Source organism: Methylobacterium organophilum (assembly GCF_022179465.1).
GTDB classification, from domain to species: Bacteria; Pseudomonadota; Alphaproteobacteria; order Rhizobiales; family Beijerinckiaceae; genus Methylobacterium; species Methylobacterium organophilum.
Genome location: NZ_BPQV01000003.1, coordinates 278,763 through 295,004, shown reverse-complemented (window position 1 = coordinate 295,004; position 16,242 = coordinate 278,763). Strand labels below are relative to the sequence as shown.

The window sequence follows — 16,242 nt, the reverse complement described above, 5'->3', positions numbered from 1 at the left end:
GCCCGGCCTCACTCCGCCGCGGCGAGGCGGGAGGCCTCGCGGGCCTTCACCGCCTCGATGTCCCGGTAGCCGTGGGCGGGATGGGTCTCGGGCAGGAGCGGGCCGCGCCCGAACAGTTTGTCCCGCAGGGTGCCGGGGCGGTATGCCTTCGGGTAGACGCCGCGGCGCTGGAGCTCGGGCACCAGCAGGTTGACCGTGTCCTCGAAGGTCTCGGGCGTGACCGCATAGGCCAGGTTGAAGCCGTCGACATCGGTCTCCTCGACCCATTCCTGCAGGATGTCGGCGACGGTCGAGGGCGAGCCGACGAAGACCGGGCCGATGCCGCCGATCCCGCCCCAGCGGGCGAGCTCCGCAATCGACCACGGCTTCTCGCCGGAGGAGAAATGCTCGACCATCGAGACGATGGCGTTGGTCTCGACCTTCTTGACCAGGTCGGTCGGCGCGTATTGGCCGAAATCGATCCCGCTCCAGCCGGACATGAAGACCAGCGCCCCGTCATAGGACGTGTAGGACTGGTACTCCTCGAACTTCTTCTGCGCGGCCTCGTCGGTCTCGGCGACGATGACGGTGGTGAGGTTGTAGATCAGCACGTCGCGGGCCGAGCGGCCGGCGGCGACGGCCTTGGCGCGCACGTCGGCCACATAGGCCTTCAGCATGGATTTCAGGGGCGCGCCGACGAAGACGCATTCGGCATGGGCCGCCGCGAAGGCCTTGCCCGGCCCCGAGGCGCCCGCCTGGTAGAGCACCGGGGTGCGCTGGGGCGAGGGCTCGCAGAGATGGTAGCCCGGCACCTCGAAATGCCGGCCGCGATGGCCGATCTCGTGGACCTTGGAGGGGTCGGTGAAGATGCGCCGCTCGCGGTCGCGCAGGACCGCGCCGTCCTCCCAGCTGCCCTCGAACAGCTTGTAGAGCACTTCGACATATTCGGCCGCGACCTCGTAGCGGTTGTCGTGGCGCTTCAGCCCGGCCTGGCCGAGATTCTTCGCCCCGCTCTCCAGATACGAGGTGACGATGTTCCAGCCGACGCGGCCCTTGGTGTGGTGGTCGGCGGTCGAGAGGCGGCGGGCGAAGGTGTAGGGGTGCTCGAACGAGGTCGAGGCGGTGATGCCGATGCCGAGATGCTCGGTGGCGAGCGCGATCGGGGCGGCGAGCTGGAGCGGATCGTTGACCGGGATCTGCGCCGCCTGGTGCAGGGCGTGCCAGTTCGAGCCCTTGTAGACGTCGTAATAGCCCACGACGTCGGCGATGAAGATCCCGTCGAAGATGCCCCGCTCCAGCGTGCGGGCGAGGTCCTGCCAGTATGCGAGGTCCTTGTACTGCCAGGACCGGTCGCGGGGATGGGCCCAGAGCCCCGGCGACTGGTGGCCGACACAGTTCATGTCGAAGGCGTTGAAACGTATCGGGCGCGTCATGGGGCTTCGTCCGTTCTGGGGATCCGGCGGGCGGCGGGGCTGGCGGCCGGGGCCGCTCAGCCCGGGGCGAGGCCGAGGATCGCGCCGAGCGGCACGATCAGCGTGGCGCCGACATAGAAGCCGTCCTTCGGGCGGTTGGCCGTGAAGGGGTTCCAGTAGGAATTGCCGTTCACGAGGTACTGGACGACCGGCTCGAAGAAGACGCCCTTGCCGAGGGCCAGATGGGCGTTCGCCTCGAAGACGAACTTGTCGCGCGAATACAGGGCGCCGGAGCCGCCGGAGAGGAAGTTCGCATCCGCCAGGAACTGGGCGTAGTCGGCGGCGATGCGCTGCCAGTTGACCTTGACGCCGTAGCGGTCGAGCGGCCGGCTCTGGTCCGGGGCCTGCAGGGTGAGGCCGGCAAAGGCGTTCCAGCGGATCGGGATCGTCGGGTCGGGGGCGTAGGCGAGGCTGGTATAGGCCTGGATCGAGGTCGGGTTCAGGTTGGCCGCGTCCGCGCCGCCATCGGCCCGCCAGATCACCTGGCTCGCGGTGAGGATGAGGCCGGAGGTGCCCGAGCGCTGGAGCACCGGGGTGCCCGGGTTCAGCCCCTTCGAGGTGCCGAAGACCGTGCGGTAATTATCGTCGTGGTCGGCGGTGTTGTAGAAGCCGGTCAGCGCCACGCGGCCGGGATAGCGGTCATTGGCGAAGGTGGTCGAATGGCCGGCCTCCGCCAGGACCAGGGCGCCGTTGAGCGGCTCGTAGCCCCAGTCGTAGCCCGACAGGAAGTTGGCGCCGCTGGTCACGCTGAAGGCGCCGGCCTGGACGTAGTCGTTCGGCGAGAGCTTGTAGGCGACGTTGGCGCCCCAGACCGAGTAGAGCGGCGAGCTCAGGCCGGCATTGATCTGCAGGATGTCCTGGAAGCAGCTCACGCTCGATTGGCAGGGGGGCAGGGCGTAGTAGCGATTGGGATGGGTGCGCCCGACCTCGATGGCGAGGCGGTCGTCGAGCAGCCGCTGCTCGTAGGTGAGGATCGAGAGCCGGGCGAAGTCGCGGTTGAAGGTCGGCTGGTACCCGACCGTGGAGTCGCCGATGTCGCCGCCCATGTTGCGGTTGTTCCAGCGCAGGCCGAAGAAGCTCTGCGTGTAGTGGAACCAGCCGCCCTTGATCCCGGCGAGCCGGTCGAGATCGGCATCGAGGCTGAGCAGGTAATAGGCGGAGTTCGAGAGCTGGCCCGGGCGCAGGCCCGCGCTCGGGTTCGCGAAGAAGAAGTTGTAGACGTTGACGTCGAAGCTCAGGCCCGCGGCAGCGAGGGAGGCCGCGTAGGGGGCGAGCGGCCCGTGCCACTTCACCGTGCCGTCCGGGGCGACGCCGATCGCGCTGGAATCGGTGGCCGGGCCGGCCTCCTGGGTGAAGGTTTCGACCGCGCTCGCGGATTGCGCATGGACGGGCGAGGCCATGACCGGCAGGGCGCCGGCGAGGCAGGTCCCGAGGAGCAGGCGGCGCAGGAGCGCCGCGGAGGGCACCACGGCCGATCGAGAGGCGGGGGAAGGCACGTCGTTCGTCATCAAGGCTCGTTTTCTCGCGGCTCCGCGCAGGGTCGAGCGACCGGCGGCACCGCAGGTTCGTGAGGTCGGACGGGGCGGGGCATCGGGGACGCCGGGTGCAGGCCGGCGCGCGGCGCCTGCACCGAGGCCGGAGGGGTCTTGCGCCGTCCGGTCGGATCGGGCGCGACGCCCCGCTCGATCCAAGAATACATGGCGTATTCCTTGGGTCGGCCAGCTCTTGTGTGATATTGTTTTCGTGTATGGAAGCTATTCAGTCAATGAAAGCGCATACTTTATTTGGTGCGACCTGCGGAAGATGCTTCCGCCTCTGGTGGTCCCTGGGGGAGGAGGTCGTCCTCCCGCGCTTTCAGGCCCGCGCGACGGCGCGCGGCTCCGGCGGAACCTCGGCGAGGCCGAGATAGAACGCCTTGATGTCGTCGCGCGCCCGCAGGGCTGCGGCGGCGCCCGCGAGCACGCTGCGGCCGTTCTCCAGCACGACGGCGTGATGGGCGTGGCGCAGCGCGAGGCGGACATTCTGCTCGGCGACCAGCAGGGTCAGGCCCTCCGCCCGGTTCAGGCCGGACAGAACGCGGTAGATCTCCTCGACCACCCGGGGGGCGAGCCCCATCGAGGGCTCGTCGAGGACGAGCAGGCGGGGACGCCCCATCAGGGCCCGGCCGATCGCCGCCATCTGCTGCTCGCCGCCCGAGAGCAGGCCGGCGGCCACGCCCCGCTTCTGGGCGAGGCGGGGGAAGAGGCCGTAGACCCGGTCGAGATCGGCGCGGACCGCGTTCCGGTCCGAGCCGCGCCCGAGGCCGCCGGCCACCAGGTTCTCCTCGACGGTCAGCGCGCGGAAGCAATGGCGCCCTTCGAGCACGCCGACCAGCCCGTCGCGGACGAGCCGGTCGGTGCGGGTGCGGGCGATGTCCTGCCCGGCATAGGCGAGGCGGCCGCCCACGACTTGCCCGCGGGTGGCGGGCAGGAGGTTCGACACCGCCCGCAGCAGGGTGGTCTTGCCGGCGCCGTTGGCGCCGACGAGGGCGACGATCTCGCCCGCGCGCACGGTCAGGTCCACGCCGCCCAGCGCCCGGACCGCGCCGCCATAGACGACCTCCAGCGCCTCGACGCGCAGGAGGGCCGGATCGGCGCCGCCCGTCACCGGCCTTCCGCCGAGGCCTGCTTGCCGCTCTCTTCCGCGCCGCAATCGCGCGGGGTGATGCCGTGCTCCTTGGCATAGACCGCCGAGGAGGCCTCGATGATCGGGCGCAGGCTCGCCCAGTCGGGCTTGATCCAGTCGGAGACGACCTTCCACTTCGCCCCGTCCCATTGCTGGAAGGTGACGCGGCCCTCGCCCTCGTGGTTGGCGCAGGTGACGTTGATCGAGTGGAACAGCCCCTTGGCGCCGAGCGCGGCGACGCGGGCCTCGTCCAGGCGCAGATGCTCGAAGCCCCAGCGGACCTCGTCGCCGGTGAGCGTCCGCTTGCCGAACTTGCCCTGCGCGATCCGCACGGCCTCGACGTTGAGGATGCCGTTGAGCACGCCGAGATTGTGATAGACGCTGCCGATGCGCTTCTTGTCGGCGAGGTTGCCGGCGCCCTTCTCGTAGACGTTGTGCACCACCTCCTGGATCACCGGATATTCGGTGCCCGAGGCCTGGGTGGTGATGGCCACGTAGCCCTTGGCGGCCTCGCCCGCCGGGATCACGTCCTCCTCCGAATTCGACCAGACATTGCCGACGATGCGGTCGGCGGGGAAGCCGGTCTTCTGCGCGGTCTTGAGCGCCACCGGGTTCATCACGCCCCAGCCGCGCAGCACCACGTAATCCGGCCGCAGGCGGCGGATGGCGAGCCACTGCGATTGCTGCTCGTTGCCGGGATGGGGCACCTCGATCTGCTCGACCTTGAAGCCGTACTTCTTGGCGAGCAGCTCGTAGATCGGGATCGTTTCCTTGCCGTAGGGCGAGCCGTGATAGAGCACGGCGATGGTCTTGCCCTTGAGCTTCTCGAGGCCGCCCTCCCGGGTGCCGAGATACTCGATGATGCCGCTGGTCTCGCTGTAGGGGTTGAGCAGCAGCGGGAAGACGTAGGGGAAGACGCGGCCGTCGGTGGAATCGGTGCGGCCATGGTTGATCGTGATCAGCGGCACCTTGTCGGCGGTGATGCGGTCGATCATCGCGTAGGCGATGCCCACCGAGAGCGGGTTCCAGGCGGCGATGCCGGGCCGCGACTTCAGCCGCTCGTAGACCTCGACGCCGCGCTCGACCTCGTACTGGGTCTCGCCCTCGCTCCAGGTGAGCTTCACCCCGTTCACGCCGCCGTCGCGGGTGTTGATGAGGTTCAGGTAGTCGATGAAGCCGCCGAAGAAGCCGGTGCCGCCGGCGGCGTAGGGGCCGACGCGGTAGCTCTGGAGCGGGAAATGCTGCTCGTCGGCGCCGGCCGCGCCGGCGAGGGCGAGGAGGGCGGCGCCGGCGAGCAGGGCGGCGCGGCTGCGGGATCTCAGGGGCATGGTCGTCCTTCGGGTTTGATGAGGGGGGAGGCTCAGGCGGATCCGCGGGCGAGGCGGCGGCCGGCCCGGTCGAGCAGGGCGGCGAGGCCCGCGGGCTCGCGGATCAGCACGGCCACGATCAGGGCGCCGAGCACGATGCGCTGGACCATCTCCAGGGTGCCGGAATCGAAGCCGTCGCCGAGGAGGGCCGCGCCGAGGCGCGAGAGCAGCAGGGGCAGCACCACGATGAAGCCCGCCCCGAGGAAGGCGCCGCGCAGGGTGCCAAGGCCGCCGATGATGACGATGAAGAGGATCTGGAAGGAGCGGTCGAGGTTGAACCCGGCCGGCTCGACCGTGCGCAGATAGGCGAAGGCCCAGAGCACGCCCGCCACCCCGACCACGAAGGAGGAGAGGGCGAAGGCCAGGAGCTTGGTGCGGGCGACCTTCACCCCGACCACCCGGGCCGCGGTCTCGTTGTCCCGGATCGCCACGAGGTCGCGGCCCGTGGGGGAGCGCACCAGGCGCCATGCGGCGAGGGTGAGCAGCGCGACGACGGTGAGCGAGAACAGGTAGCGCCCGCGGGCATCCTCGAAGGACAGGCCCGCCACCACCAGCCGGGGGGCGTTGATGACGCCGGACGGGCTGTCGTTGGAGAACCAGCCGAAGCGGTTCAGCGCCCAGGCGACGAAGAACTGCACCGCCAGCGTCGAGACCGCGAGGTAGAAGCCGCGCAGCCGCAGCGCCGGCAACCCGGCGACGAGCCCGGCCAGGGCCGCCACCAGCCCGGCCAGCAGGATCGAGACCGGCAGCGGCAGGAGGGGCAGCCGCAGGGACAGGTTGAAGGCGGCATAGGCACCGACCGCCATGAAGGCGGCCGAGCCGAGCGAGAGCAGCCCGGCATAGCCGGTGAGCAGGTTGAGCCCGAGCCCGGCCAGCGACAGCGCCAGGAACGGCGTCAGGATCGCCTCGAACAGGTAGCTGCTGCCGATCAGGGGCACGACCCCGTAGGCGAGCGCCAGCAGGGCGGCGAGGCCGAAGGCCCGGGCCGGGAGAGGGGGGCGAGCGGCGGAGAGGGGGAGGCTGGTCATGGCTGGTCAGACCCGCTCGACGCCGCGCAGGCCGAACAGGCCGGAGGGGCGGACCAGCAGGAAGCCGAGCGCCGCGACATAGGCGATCCAGCCTTCGATGCCGCCGCCGATGAGCGGCCCGAGATAGACCTCCGACAGCTTCTCGACCGCGCCCACGATCAGCCCGGCGACGATGGCCCCGGCGATGGAATCGAAGCCGCCCAGCACCAGCACCGGCAGGGCCTTCAGCACCACGAGCGACAGGGAGAACTGCACGCCGAGGCGCGCGCCCCAGAGCAGGCCCGCCACCAGGGCGACGATGCCGGCGGCGATCCAGACCGCGGACCAGATCCGGGGCAGGCGCAGGCCCGTGTTGAGGGCGGCGAGCGGGTCGTCGGCCACGGCCCGGAAGGCGAGGCCGGTGCGGGTGAAGCGGAAGAAGGCGGTCAGCAGCGCGACCATCAGGCCCGCGACGGTGGCCGCGAAGAGATCGAACCGGCTCACCAGCACGCCGGCGATGTCGAGCGGCGTGTCGTCGATGCCGAGGTCGAGCCCGTGCACCTGCGTGCCCCAGGCCAGCTGGGCCGCGCCCTCGATGACGTAGGCGACCCCGAGGGTGGCCATGAACAGGGTGATCGGCGGCTGGTTGACGAGGGGCCGCAGCACGGTCCGCTCGATGGAAAGCCCGACGGCCACCATCACCGCGAGCGTCGCGGCCAGCGCCGCGGGGAAGGGCAGGCCGCGCTCGACCAGGCTGACGAAGGTGAGGGCGGCGAACAGCACCATCGCCCCTTGGGCGAAGTTCAGCACGCCGGAGGTCTTGTAGATCAGCACGAAGCCGATCGCGACGAGAGCGTACATCACGCCCGACAGCAGGCCGCCGACGACGACCTCGACGAGGAAGGCGAGATCGGGACTCATGCCGCGTCCTCCGCCGCGTCGCCGTCCTCGAGCCCGAGATAGGCGGCGATGACGGCGGGATCCGCCTGCACCTCGGCGGGGCTGCCGGTGGCGATGCGCCGGCCATGGTCGAGCACGCTGACCCGGTCGGAGAGCCGCATCACCACGCCGATATCGTGCTCGATCAGCACGATGCCCGCGCCGGTGCGCTCCCGCGCGGCCCGGATGAAGCCGCTCATCTCGGCCTTCTCGGTGGCGGTCATGCCGGCCATCGGCTCGTCGAGGAGGAGGAGTTTCGGGCGGGCGACCAGGGCGCGGGCCAGTTCCACCCGCTTCTGCAGGCCGTAGGGCAGGCTGCCCGCCGGCCGGTCGCGATGGGCGTCGAGCTCCAGATGCGCGATCACCGCCTCGGCCTCGAAGCGGTGGCGCCGCGCCTCCCGCCGGGCGGCCGGCAGTCCGAGGAGCTGGGCGGCGAGCCCCGCTTCCCGTGCCGCGGACAGCCCGGACAGCACGTTCTCGAGGACGCTCAGGCCCTTGAACAGGGCGAGGTTCTGGAAGGTGCGGGCGACGCCGAGCCCGGCGAGGCGCCCGGCCGGCACGCGGGTGAAGGCGGCCGTTCCGATCCGCACACGCCCGGCCTGCGGGGCGTAGAGGCCGGTGACGGCGTTGATGAGGGAGGATTTGCCGGCCCCGTTCGGGCCGATCACCGCGTGGATCTCCCCCGCGCCGACGGTGAGGTCGATCTCCGCGAAGGCCACCGTGCCGCCGAAGGACAGGGACAGGCCCTCCACGGACAGGATCGTCTGCGCCCGGCCGAAGCCCGGCGCGGCACGTGGGACGGGCACGGCGCTGGGGCGGGCCGCGGGCCGGAGGGGGGCGTCCCCGTCCGGGGCCGACCGGACGAGGCGCAGCGCAGGCTGCATGATCTAGGATCCGTCCATGGCACGCCTGCCGCGTCGGCAAGACGCGGCGGCATCCGAATGCGATTAAGGTGGGCGCGAGACCATGGCGGATCCTTGCGTGGACCCGCCGATGTCTTTCCTTGTCTATTTTTGGATTGAGGAGGGCCGAAAAGTCAAAAGTACATTCGTTCTTATTTCGGTGGCGCGCGCGAAGATCGTTCCGCGGGCGGGCCGTGCCGCGAGGTGGTTTTGGTTTTTGCCCTCGATGCCGCCCGCGGCGTCCCCGCAGGCCCGGCTGACGGCGCCGGGCGGCGTTCCGGCCTCTCGAATCCGGACCTTAAGAAAACCGGCCTGGCGGAGGCGATGGGATTTTTCTACTCTTCCGCTGGCGTTCGATGAAAGATCCTATCGTTGAGCGCCAAGTATTTGCCGTTCCGTTTCATTGACGTTCGATTTTCCGAACGTCATGAGTCCTGCGAGGCGAGCTGTCCTCATCGGCTCAAACGAGGTCTTTCAACGATGCGTCACGGTCTTCGCGCCCTGCTCGCGACGGGCGCCCTGATGCTGCTGGCCCTGGCCTGGCAGACGGAGGGCGCCTCGGCTGCGTCCGCGAGTCTGCGCATCGGCTACCAGCGCTCCTCGACCCTGATCGCGCTGCTGCGGCAGGAGGGGGCCCTGGAGGATGCGCTGAAGCCCCTCGGCGTCACCGTCTCCTGGCACGAATTCACGAGCGGGCTGCCGATCATGGAAGCCCTGAATGTCGGGCAGATCGACGTCTCCGCGGACGTGGCCGACACGGTTCCCGTCTTCGCCCAGGCCGCGGGCGCCCTCATCACCTACGTGGCGCAGGAGGCGCCGTCGCCGAGTGCCCAGGCGATCCTGGTCGCCGCGGATTCCCCGATCAAGACGGTGGCCGACCTGAAGGGCCGGAAGGTCGCGGTCACCAAGGGCGCCGGGAGCCATTACCTGCTGCTCGCGGCCCTCGGCGCCGAGAGCTTGCCCTTCACCAGCATCACGCCGGCCTATCTCACCCCGGCCGATGGCCGCGGCGCGCTCACCAGCGGCAGCGTCGATGCCTGGGTCGCCTGGGACCCGTTCCTGTCGGCGGCCCAGGCGCAGTCCGGTGCCCGGATCCTGCGGGACGGCACCGGCCTGTCCCTCTACAAGCGCTACTACCTCGCCTCCGACGCCTATGTGGCGCAGAACGGCGCGGTGCTGGGCGTGCTCTTCGCCAAGCTCGCCCAGGCCGGCGCTTGGGTGAAGGCGAATCCGGAGGAGGCGGCGACAAGGCTCGGCGCCCTCTGGAAGATCGAGCCGGCCATCGTGCGCCAGGCGAACGACCGGCGCAGCTACAAGGTCGAGCCGGTGACGCGCGAGGGCCTCTCCGAGCAGCAGAAGATCGCCGACGCCTTCAAGGCCGAGGGCCTGCTGCCCCGCCCGGTCGACGCGGCCGCCCTCGGCCTCTGGCAGCCGCCGACCCGCTGAGGGCGTCCCGCCCCAGGTCTTTCGAACCCCCTCCGCCTCGCGGGTCGGAGGGGTTCGCGTCCTTGGCAGGACGTTCCCGTGCCGGCCGGCTTGCTGGAACAATCTCTTCTCTTTTCATAAATATTGAGAATGACTGTTCATTGACTTCAAGATTTCGCGAATGAACACTGGTGAAGTCATTATTCATTTGAGGACTCGGTAGGAGGCGCGCGTTGCCGCCTGCTCCTCATCTGTCGCGCTCACGCGCCCTGGAGACGACCCCCATGACCGATGCGTTCGCGCGTCACGGCCGCTCGCCGTCGCGCCGGTTCCTGCTGCGTGGGGCCGCCGCGGCGGCGGCCTTGCCGTTCGGCCTCGGGCTCGGCACCGGCCGCGCCTTCGGGCCCGGCCCGGGCGGCGGCTTCGATCCCGGCCCGCTCTGCCGGCCGGTCGCGGCCGAGGCCACGGGGCCGCTGAAGCCGATCAAGCTCGCCTGGAACGCCACGGCGATCTGCACCGCCGCCGCGCCGCTGGCCAAGGAGAGCGGCCTCTTCGCCCGCCATGGCCTCGACGTGGAATTCGTCAATTTCGGCGGCTCGACCGAGGCGCTGCTGGAGGCCATCGCCACGGGCAAGGCGGATGCCGGCATCGGCATGGCATTGCGCTGGCTGAAGCCCCTGGAGCAGGGCTTCGACGTGAAGATCACCGCCGGGCTGCATGGCGGTTGCCTGCGCCTGCTCACCGCGAAGGCGGCCGGCATCACGGAGATCGCGGCGCTCAAGGGCAAGACCATCGCGATCAGCGATCAGGCCTCGCCCGCCAAGAACTTCTTCGGGCTGCTGCTGGCCAAGGCCGGCATCGATCCCGAGACGGAGGTGGAGTGGCGCCAGTACCCGGCCGATCTCCTGAACCTCGCGGTCGAGAAGGGCGAGGCCCAGGCGCTCGCCGATTCCGATCCCCGCACCTGGCTCTGGCTCAAGGATCCGCGCTTCGCCGAGCTCGCCACCAACCTCTCGGGCGAATACGCCACCCGCACCTGCTGCGTGGTGGCTTTGCGCGGCAGCCTCATCCGCAACGACCGCGCGGCGGCGAGCGCCCTGACCCGGGCCGTGCTGGAGGCGGGGCACCATGTCCACGCGGACCCGGTCGCGGCGGCCAAGGCCTTCTCCGGCTATGGCGGCAAGGGCTCGGTCGAGGATCTGGCCGCGATGCTCAGGTCCCAGGCGCATGGCGACCGCCCGGTCGGGGGCGACCTCAAGGAGCAGCTCGCGCTCTACGGGGACGAATTGAAGCGCGTGAAGGTGCTCAAGCGGACGACCGACACGGCCAAGTTCGCCGAGCGCATCTACGCCGACGTGCTGAGCTGAGGAGCGCCCCATGAGCGCGACCACCGGCGCCGTCGCGGGCGCCCTGCCGCGAGCCGCCCGGGCGGCCCTGCCGCGCCTGCCCTGGGGGCGCCTCGCCGCGGGACCCGCCTGGCTCCTCCTCGCCGCCGTCACCCTCGCCCTGCACGAGGACGGCGACTTCGCCTATACCCGCGAGTTCGGCCTCGCCGCCGCCGGCCTCGGCCTCGTGCTGGCCGCATCCCTGGGGTTCGCCGGCCGCCTCGGTCGCCCGGGCGAGCGCCTGCGCCATGGGGCGCCCTGGCTCGCGGTCGCCGGGCTCGGGCTCACGGCCTGGGAAGTCGTCACGGCCAAGCTCGCGCTGCTGCCGATGCCGTTCTTCCCGCCGCCCCAGGCCATCCTCGAAGTCTTCCTCGAGGATTACGCCCGGCTCGGCACCAGCACGCTCGCCTCCCTCCTGCTGCTCGCGGGCGGCTACCTGATCGGGGCCTTGGCCGGCTTCGGCCTCGGCGTCGCCATCGGCTGGTCGCGGGCCGTCGGCTACTGGGCGCATCCGGTCCTGCGCTTCGTGGGGCCGCTGCCGGCGACCGCCTGGCTGCCGCTCGCCTTCTTCGTGTTTCCGTCCTCCTGGTCGGCGAGCACCTTCCTGGTGGCGCTGGCCACGGGCTTCCCGGTCACGGTGCTGACCTGGTCGGGCGTGGCCGGGGTCAACAAGGCCTATTTCGACGTCGCCCGCACGCTCGGCGCCTCGCCGGCCTTCCTCGTGCTGCGGGTCGCGATCCCGGCGGCCCTGCCGCATGTCTTCGTCGGCTTGTTCATGGGGCTCGGCGCCTCCTTCGCGGTGCTGGTCGTGGCCGAGATGCTGGGCGTGAAGGCGGGGCTCGGCTGGTACCTGCAATGGGCCCAGGGCTGGGCGGCCTATGCCAACATGTATGCCGCGCTCATCGTGATGGCGCTGATGTGCTCCGGGCTGATCACCCTGCTGTTCCGCCTGCGCGATCGGGTGCTCTCCTGGCAGAAGGGGTTGGTGCAATGGTAGCCGCCACGCGCAACACGGCCGCCGGGGCGCGGCTGCGGGTCGAATCCGTCAGCCATGCCTTCGCTCTGAGGGGGCAGGCCCTGCCGGTGCTCGACCGCGTCGGGCTCGATCTCCCGCCGGGCGGCTTCGTCGCCCTGCTCGGCCCCTCCGGCTGCGGCAAGTCCACCCTGCTGCGCCTGATCGCCGGGCTGGAGCCGCCGGGCGAGGGCCGCATCACCGTCGACGGGAGCCTCGTCGAGGGACCCGATCCGTCCCGCCTCCTCGTGTTCCAGGATCCGACGCTCTATCCCTGGCGCACCGTGCGCGGGAACGTGGCGCTGGGCCTGGAGGCCCGCGGCACGGCCCGGCAGGAACAGGGCCGGATCAGCGCCGCCCTCGACCTCGTCGGGCTGTCGGGCTTCGCGGATGCCTATCCGCACCAGCTCTCCGGCGGCATGGCCCAGCGGGCGGCCCTGGCCCGGGCCCTCGTCAACGAACCGCGCCTGCTCCTGCTGGACGAGCCCCTGGGCAAGCTCGACGCCCTGACCCGGCTCGCGATGCAGGCCGAGATCCTGCGCCTCTGGCAGGAGAAGCGCTTCAGCGCCGTCCTCGTCACCCACGACGTCGAGGAGGCGTTGGTGCTGGCCGAGCGGGTGATCGTCCTCTCCGACCGCCCCGCAGCCCTGCGCGCGGAGATCCCGGTCACGGCGCCCTATCCGCGCCACCGGGACGATCCGGAGCTGGTGCGCCTGCGCCGGGAGATCCTGGCCATCCTCGGGCAGCCCGCCTGAGGACGGCCGCGACCCGCCCCGGCGGCGTCAGGCGCCGGGGGGCTCCGCCGTCGGCCGGCCGGCTTCGCTGGCGGCGGCGACCTCGAGGAGGCGGCCGGTGGCGACGTCGTAGACGAAGCCGAAGATCGGGATGTGCCCCGGCACCAGGGGATGCGCCCGGATGCGGCGCACATCCGCCGCCACGCTGCCGAGCCGGTCGGAGATCGTCAGCCAGTCGATGGCCTTCCCCGCCGCCGAGCCGCCGCCGTGATGGGGATTGACCCAGGCGCCGTCCTCCAGGGCCGCAGTCTCCAGGCTGTCCTCCAGGAGGTCGCCGATGATCGCGTTCGTGAAGAACTCCATGCCGCAATCGGAATGGTGGACCACGAACCAGGCCCGCGTGCCGAGCAGCTTGTGCGAGATCACGAGCGAGCGGATCGCGTCGTCGCTCGCCCGTCCGCCCGCGTTCCGGATGACATGGGCGTCCCCCTCGGACAGGCCCGCATATTTCGCGGGGTCGAGGCGGGCATCCATGCAGGTGAGGATCGCGAAGCGCCGGGCCGGGGGCAGGGCGAGATCGCCCTTGTCGAAGCCCGCCGCATAGGCCGCGTTGGCGGCGAGAACCTCCTCGTAGACGGGCGGAGTCGCGGGGTCAGGCATCGGAGGCTCCGCTGGCCGTCCCGGGAGCCGGCATGCCGGCCGGCAGGCGGATGAGGTGGGGGGCGAGCCATTCGTGGCTCAGCATCGCACCGGAGGCGAGGGGGATCGGGCCGGCGGGAAGCTCCGCGCGGCGCAGGATGGTCCTGAGATTGTCGAGGAGGCGTCTCATGCTGCGCGCGCCTCCGTGAGATCCGCGTAGTGGCGGGCCGCCACGTCCGGATGCGAGCGCAGGCGCCCCTTCAGGTAGTTGCGCCCGACCTCGCGGAAGAGGGGATTGTCCGGGTCGCTCGCCGGCCCCGGCGCCGCGGCGGCGAGGTCCGGCGGCAGGTCGAGGAGCGGCACCGTGGCGTCGTGGCGGGCGCCGAGGAAGAAGGCGACCGAGAGGCGGTCGCGGCCGGCCTTGGGCGTGACCACCCGGTGCACGGTGGCCCGCAGGTAGCCGTTGGAGGCGAGCTCCAGGAGTTCGCCGACATTGACCACGAAGGCCCCCTCGACCGGCGCCGCGGCGATCCAGCCGCCCTCGGTCTCGACTTCGAGGCCGCCCTCGCCGTCCTGGACCAGCAGCGTGAGGAAGCCGCTGTCCTTGTGGGCGCCCACGCCCTGCTCGTCCTGCGTCGCCTCGCGCCCGGGATAGCGGATGATCTTGATGTGCTGGTTGGGCGCGCCGGCATAGATCGGCGCGAAGGCCTCCGTCTCCTGGCCCAGAGCCAGGGCGAAGGCCCGGAGCAGGCGGATGCCGACCTGCGTCACCGCCTCCTGCCAGGCGAGGAGCCCCACCCGCAGGCCGGGCAGGGAGGCCGGCCAGAGATTGGGGCCCTGGAGCCGGGTCCAGGCGGGCAGGCCCGGCTCTCGGGGCAGCGCCTCCCGCTCGGCGCCGATGTCGAACTGCTCGCGCCAGTCCGGGCGGCCGCGGGTGATCTCGCGGCCGGCCTCGGTATAGCCGCGGAAATGCGGCGAATTCACCATGGCGACCGCCCGCTTCTCGGCGAGCGGCAGGGCGAAGAAGCGCCGCGCCAGGGCCTGCACGCCGGCGATCTCGGAGGCCGGGATGCCGTGGCCGGTGAGATAGAAGAAGCCGACCTGGCGCGCGGCCTCGCGCAGTTCGGCGAGGAAGGCGGCGCGGTCGTCCGGCGCGCCGTCGAGGCGGCGCAGGTCGAGGAGGGGGAGGGTGGTCGCCATGGCTCAGGCCGCCTGTGCGAGGGTGCCTGCAGCGGCGAGCGCCTGGTCGAGATCGGCCAGGATGTCGTCGAGATGCTCCAGCCCCACCGCGAGCCGCACATAGCCGTCCGAGACGCCCGTGGCGCGCTGGTCCTGCGCATTGAGCTGCGAATGCGTGGTCGAGGCCGGATGGATCGCGAGGCTGCGCGCGTCGCCGATATTGGCGACGTGGTAGAACAGCTTGAGCGCGTCGATGAAGCGGCGCCCGGCCGCCCGGCCCGCCGCGAGCTCGAAGCCGACGAGGCCGCCATAGCCGTTGCGGAGGTAGCGGTCGGCCCGCTCCCGGGCCGCGCCGGTCTGGACGGAGGGATGGATCACCCGCACCACCTCGGGCCGGGTCTTCAGCCAGTCGGCCACGCCCTGCGCGTTGCGGCTGTGGCGCTCGATGCGCAGGGGCAGCGTCTCCAGTCCCTGGAGCGTCAGGAAGGCGTTGAGCGGCGAGACGGCGGGGCCGAGGTCGCGCAGGAGCCGTACCCGGGCGCGCAGCACGTAGGCGATGGGACCCAGGGGCGCCGCGGCCTCCGTCCAGACCGCGCCGTGATAGCTCGCATCCGGCGTGTTGAGCGCCGGCTGGCGCTCGGGATGGGCCGCCCAGTCGAAGGTGCCGCCGTCGACGATGGCCCCGCCGATGGCGATGCCGTGGCCGCCGAGATATTTCGTGGTCGAATAGACGACGACGGCCGCCCCGTGTTCGAGGGGGCGGGCGAGCAGCGGCGCCGCGGTGTTGTCGACGATGAGCGGGATGCCCTCCGGCCGGCCGATCGCCGCGACCTCGGCGATCGGGAAGACCGTCAGCTTCGGGTTGGGGAGGGTCTCGGCGTAATAGGCCCGCGTCCGCGCGTCGGTCGCCCGGCGGAAATTCTCCGGATCGGCGGGATCGACGAAGCGGACCTCGATGCCCTGCTCGGACAGGGTGTTGGCGAACAGGTTCCAGGTGCCGCCGTAGAGATCGGTCGAGGACACGATGTTGTCGCCGGCCCGGGCGAGGTTCTGGATCGCCAGCGCCGAGGCGGCCTGGCCGGAGGCGACCGCGAGCGCCGCGGCGCCCCCTTCGAGGGCGGCCAGGCGCTGCTCCAGCACGTCCACCGTGGGGTTGGTGACGCGGGTGTAGATGTTGCCGAGCTCCTTCAGCGCGAACAGGCTCTCGGCGTGGTCGGTGTCGCGGAACTGGTAGGAGGTGGTCTGGTGGATCGGCACCGCCACCGACCCGGTCTGCGGGTCGGCCCGCCAGCCGGCATGGAGGGCGAGCGTTTCCGGATGGGACGAGGGCAGGTCAGCGTTCGGCATGCGCGGCTTCCGTCAAGAGAAATTCGGAGACGTTCATCCCAGGGGCGGGCGTGGGCTCGGATCCAAGGCGAAATGAAAGTATTCGCCGTGCCGATATCGGCGCTTTCTCGGATCATATGGGATCGTCTGCGGGTAAAAATGTTCCTCTGGACGAAGGAAATGTCAATGAAAGCCGGTTTTTTATTGAAGAT

General features: G+C 70.9%; 15 protein-coding genes. 4 read left to right on the top strand and 11 right to left on the bottom strand.

The genetic code is table 11. The features are described from left to right. Positions 1–8: 8 nt before the first annotated feature. From MFF21_RS06850 to MFF21_RS06820, 7 genes are all read right to left on the bottom strand, one after another. Positions 9–1,412: an LLM class flavin-dependent oxidoreductase gene (locus MFF21_RS06850; RefSeq protein WP_238310497.1), complete on the bottom strand. Its 1,404-nt coding sequence runs from the start codon at positions 1,410–1,412 to the stop codon at positions 9–11. A gap of 56 nt (positions 1,413–1,468) precedes the next feature. Next, on the bottom strand, positions 1,469–2,851 hold the full coding sequence (locus tag MFF21_RS06845; RefSeq protein WP_238310530.1) for a carbohydrate porin: 1,383 nt from the start codon (positions 2,849–2,851) through the stop codon (positions 1,469–1,471). 454 nt (positions 2,852–3,305) lie between these two features. Further along, entirely contained in the window at positions 3,306–4,097 is a 792-nt protein-coding gene (locus tag MFF21_RS06840) for an ABC transporter ATP-binding protein (protein ID WP_373324949.1), read from the bottom strand. Further along, positions 4,094–5,443 carry an ABC transporter substrate-binding protein gene (locus MFF21_RS06835; RefSeq protein ID WP_238310496.1) on the bottom strand — a complete coding sequence of 450 codons (1,350 nt, stop codon included), beginning with the start codon at positions 5,441–5,443 and terminating at the stop codon, positions 4,094–4,096. The genes MFF21_RS06840 and MFF21_RS06835 overlap by 4 nt, the downstream gene beginning before the upstream one ends. 32 nt (positions 5,444–5,475) lie before the next feature. Next, complete coding sequence (locus tag MFF21_RS06830; protein WP_238310495.1) at positions 5,476–6,510, bottom strand: branched-chain amino acid ABC transporter permease; 1,035 nt, start codon at positions 6,508–6,510, stop codon at positions 5,476–5,478. A gap of 6 nt (positions 6,511–6,516) precedes the next feature. After that, on the bottom strand, positions 6,517–7,410 hold the full coding sequence (locus MFF21_RS06825; protein WP_238310494.1) for a branched-chain amino acid ABC transporter permease: 894 nt from the start codon (positions 7,408–7,410) through the stop codon (positions 6,517–6,519). Beyond that, complete coding sequence (locus MFF21_RS06820; protein WP_238310493.1) at positions 7,407–8,312, bottom strand: ABC transporter ATP-binding protein; 906 nt, start codon at positions 8,310–8,312, stop codon at positions 7,407–7,409. Before MFF21_RS06820 ends, MFF21_RS06825 begins: the two co-directional genes overlap by 4 nt. 540 nt (positions 8,313–8,852) lie before the next feature. Between MFF21_RS06820 and MFF21_RS06815 the strand changes: the two genes are divergently transcribed. From MFF21_RS06815 to MFF21_RS06800, 4 genes are all read left to right on the top strand, one after another. Further along, positions 8,853–9,776: an aliphatic sulfonate ABC transporter substrate-binding protein gene (locus MFF21_RS06815; protein ID WP_238310528.1), complete on the top strand. Its 924-nt coding sequence runs from the start codon at positions 8,853–8,855 to the stop codon at positions 9,774–9,776. 263 nt (positions 9,777–10,039) lie between these two features. Further along, positions 10,040–11,122 (top strand): ABC transporter substrate-binding protein, encoded by a 1,083-nt coding sequence (locus tag MFF21_RS06810; RefSeq protein ID WP_238310492.1) that lies wholly within the window; start codon positions 10,040–10,042, stop codon positions 11,120–11,122. Between the two features lie 10 nt (positions 11,123–11,132). After that, a complete protein-coding gene (locus MFF21_RS06805; RefSeq protein ID WP_238310491.1) occupies positions 11,133–12,137 on the top strand; it encodes an ABC transporter permease in 1,005 nt (334 codons plus the stop codon). Next, on the top strand, positions 12,131–12,907 hold the full coding sequence (locus tag MFF21_RS06800; protein WP_238310490.1) for an ABC transporter ATP-binding protein: 777 nt from the start codon (positions 12,131–12,133) through the stop codon (positions 12,905–12,907). The genes MFF21_RS06805 and MFF21_RS06800 overlap by 7 nt, the downstream gene beginning before the upstream one ends. Before the next feature lie 27 nt (positions 12,908–12,934). Here MFF21_RS06800 and MFF21_RS06795 read toward each other — a convergent pair whose 3' ends face one another. Genes MFF21_RS06795 through MFF21_RS06780 form a run of 4 tightly spaced genes read right to left on the bottom strand, consistent with a single transcriptional unit; the run spans position 12,935 to position 16,051 of the window. Then, positions 12,935–13,546: a beta-class carbonic anhydrase gene (locus tag MFF21_RS06795; RefSeq protein WP_238310489.1), complete on the bottom strand. Its 612-nt coding sequence runs from the start codon at positions 13,544–13,546 to the stop codon at positions 12,935–12,937. Continuing rightward, positions 13,539–13,715, bottom strand: a complete 177-nt coding sequence (locus MFF21_RS06790) for a hypothetical protein (protein ID WP_238310488.1) — start codon at positions 13,713–13,715, stop codon at positions 13,539–13,541. The genes MFF21_RS06795 and MFF21_RS06790 overlap by 8 nt, the downstream gene beginning before the upstream one ends. After that, a complete protein-coding gene (locus MFF21_RS06785; RefSeq protein WP_238310487.1) occupies positions 13,712–14,725 on the bottom strand; it encodes an isopenicillin N synthase family dioxygenase in 1,014 nt (337 codons plus the stop codon). Before MFF21_RS06785 ends, MFF21_RS06790 begins: the two co-directional genes overlap by 4 nt. Before the next feature lie 3 nt (positions 14,726–14,728). Further along, positions 14,729–16,051, bottom strand: coding sequence for an O-acetylhomoserine aminocarboxypropyltransferase/cysteine synthase family protein (locus tag MFF21_RS06780; RefSeq protein ID WP_238310486.1), 1,323 nt, complete (start codon positions 16,049–16,051; stop codon positions 14,729–14,731). Positions 16,052–16,242: the final 191 nt, after the last annotated feature.

Bases quoted from the DNA above. Each gene is read 5' to 3' on its own strand.
- MFF21_RS06850 (WP_238310497.1), bottom strand. From the start codon at position 1,412: ATGACGCGCCCGATACGTTTCAACGCCTTCGACATGAACTGTGTCGGC.
- MFF21_RS06845 (WP_238310530.1), bottom strand. From the start codon at position 2,851: ATGGCCTCGCCCGTCCATGCGCAATCCGCGAGCGCGGTCGAAACCTTC.
- MFF21_RS06835 (WP_238310496.1), bottom strand. From the start codon at position 5,443: ATGCCCCTGAGATCCCGCAGCCGCGCCGCCCTGCTCGCCGGCGCCGCC.
- MFF21_RS06830 (WP_238310495.1), bottom strand. From the start codon at position 6,510: ATGACCAGCCTCCCCCTCTCCGCCGCTCGCCCCCCTCTCCCGGCCCGG.
- MFF21_RS06825 (WP_238310494.1), bottom strand. From the start codon at position 7,410: ATGAGTCCCGATCTCGCCTTCCTCGTCGAGGTCGTCGTCGGCGGCCTG.
- MFF21_RS06820 (WP_238310493.1), bottom strand. From the start codon at position 8,312: ATGCAGCCTGCGCTGCGCCTCGTCCGGTCGGCCCCGGACGGGGACGCC.
- MFF21_RS06815 (WP_238310528.1), top strand. From the start codon at position 8,853: ATGCTGCTGGCCCTGGCCTGGCAGACGGAGGGCGCCTCGGCTGCGTCC.
- MFF21_RS06810 (WP_238310492.1), top strand. From the start codon at position 10,040: ATGACCGATGCGTTCGCGCGTCACGGCCGCTCGCCGTCGCGCCGGTTC.
- MFF21_RS06805 (WP_238310491.1), top strand. From the start codon at position 11,133: ATGAGCGCGACCACCGGCGCCGTCGCGGGCGCCCTGCCGCGAGCCGCC.
- MFF21_RS06800 (WP_238310490.1), top strand. From the start codon at position 12,131: ATGGTAGCCGCCACGCGCAACACGGCCGCCGGGGCGCGGCTGCGGGTC.
- MFF21_RS06795 (WP_238310489.1), bottom strand. From the start codon at position 13,546: ATGCCTGACCCCGCGACTCCGCCCGTCTACGAGGAGGTTCTCGCCGCC.
- MFF21_RS06790 (WP_238310488.1), bottom strand. From the start codon at position 13,715: ATGAGACGCCTCCTCGACAATCTCAGGACCATCCTGCGCCGCGCGGAG.
- MFF21_RS06785 (WP_238310487.1), bottom strand. From the start codon at position 14,725: ATGGCGACCACCCTCCCCCTCCTCGACCTGCGCCGCCTCGACGGCGCG.
- MFF21_RS06780 (WP_238310486.1), bottom strand. From the start codon at position 16,051: ATGCCGAACGCTGACCTGCCCTCGTCCCATCCGGAAACGCTCGCCCTC.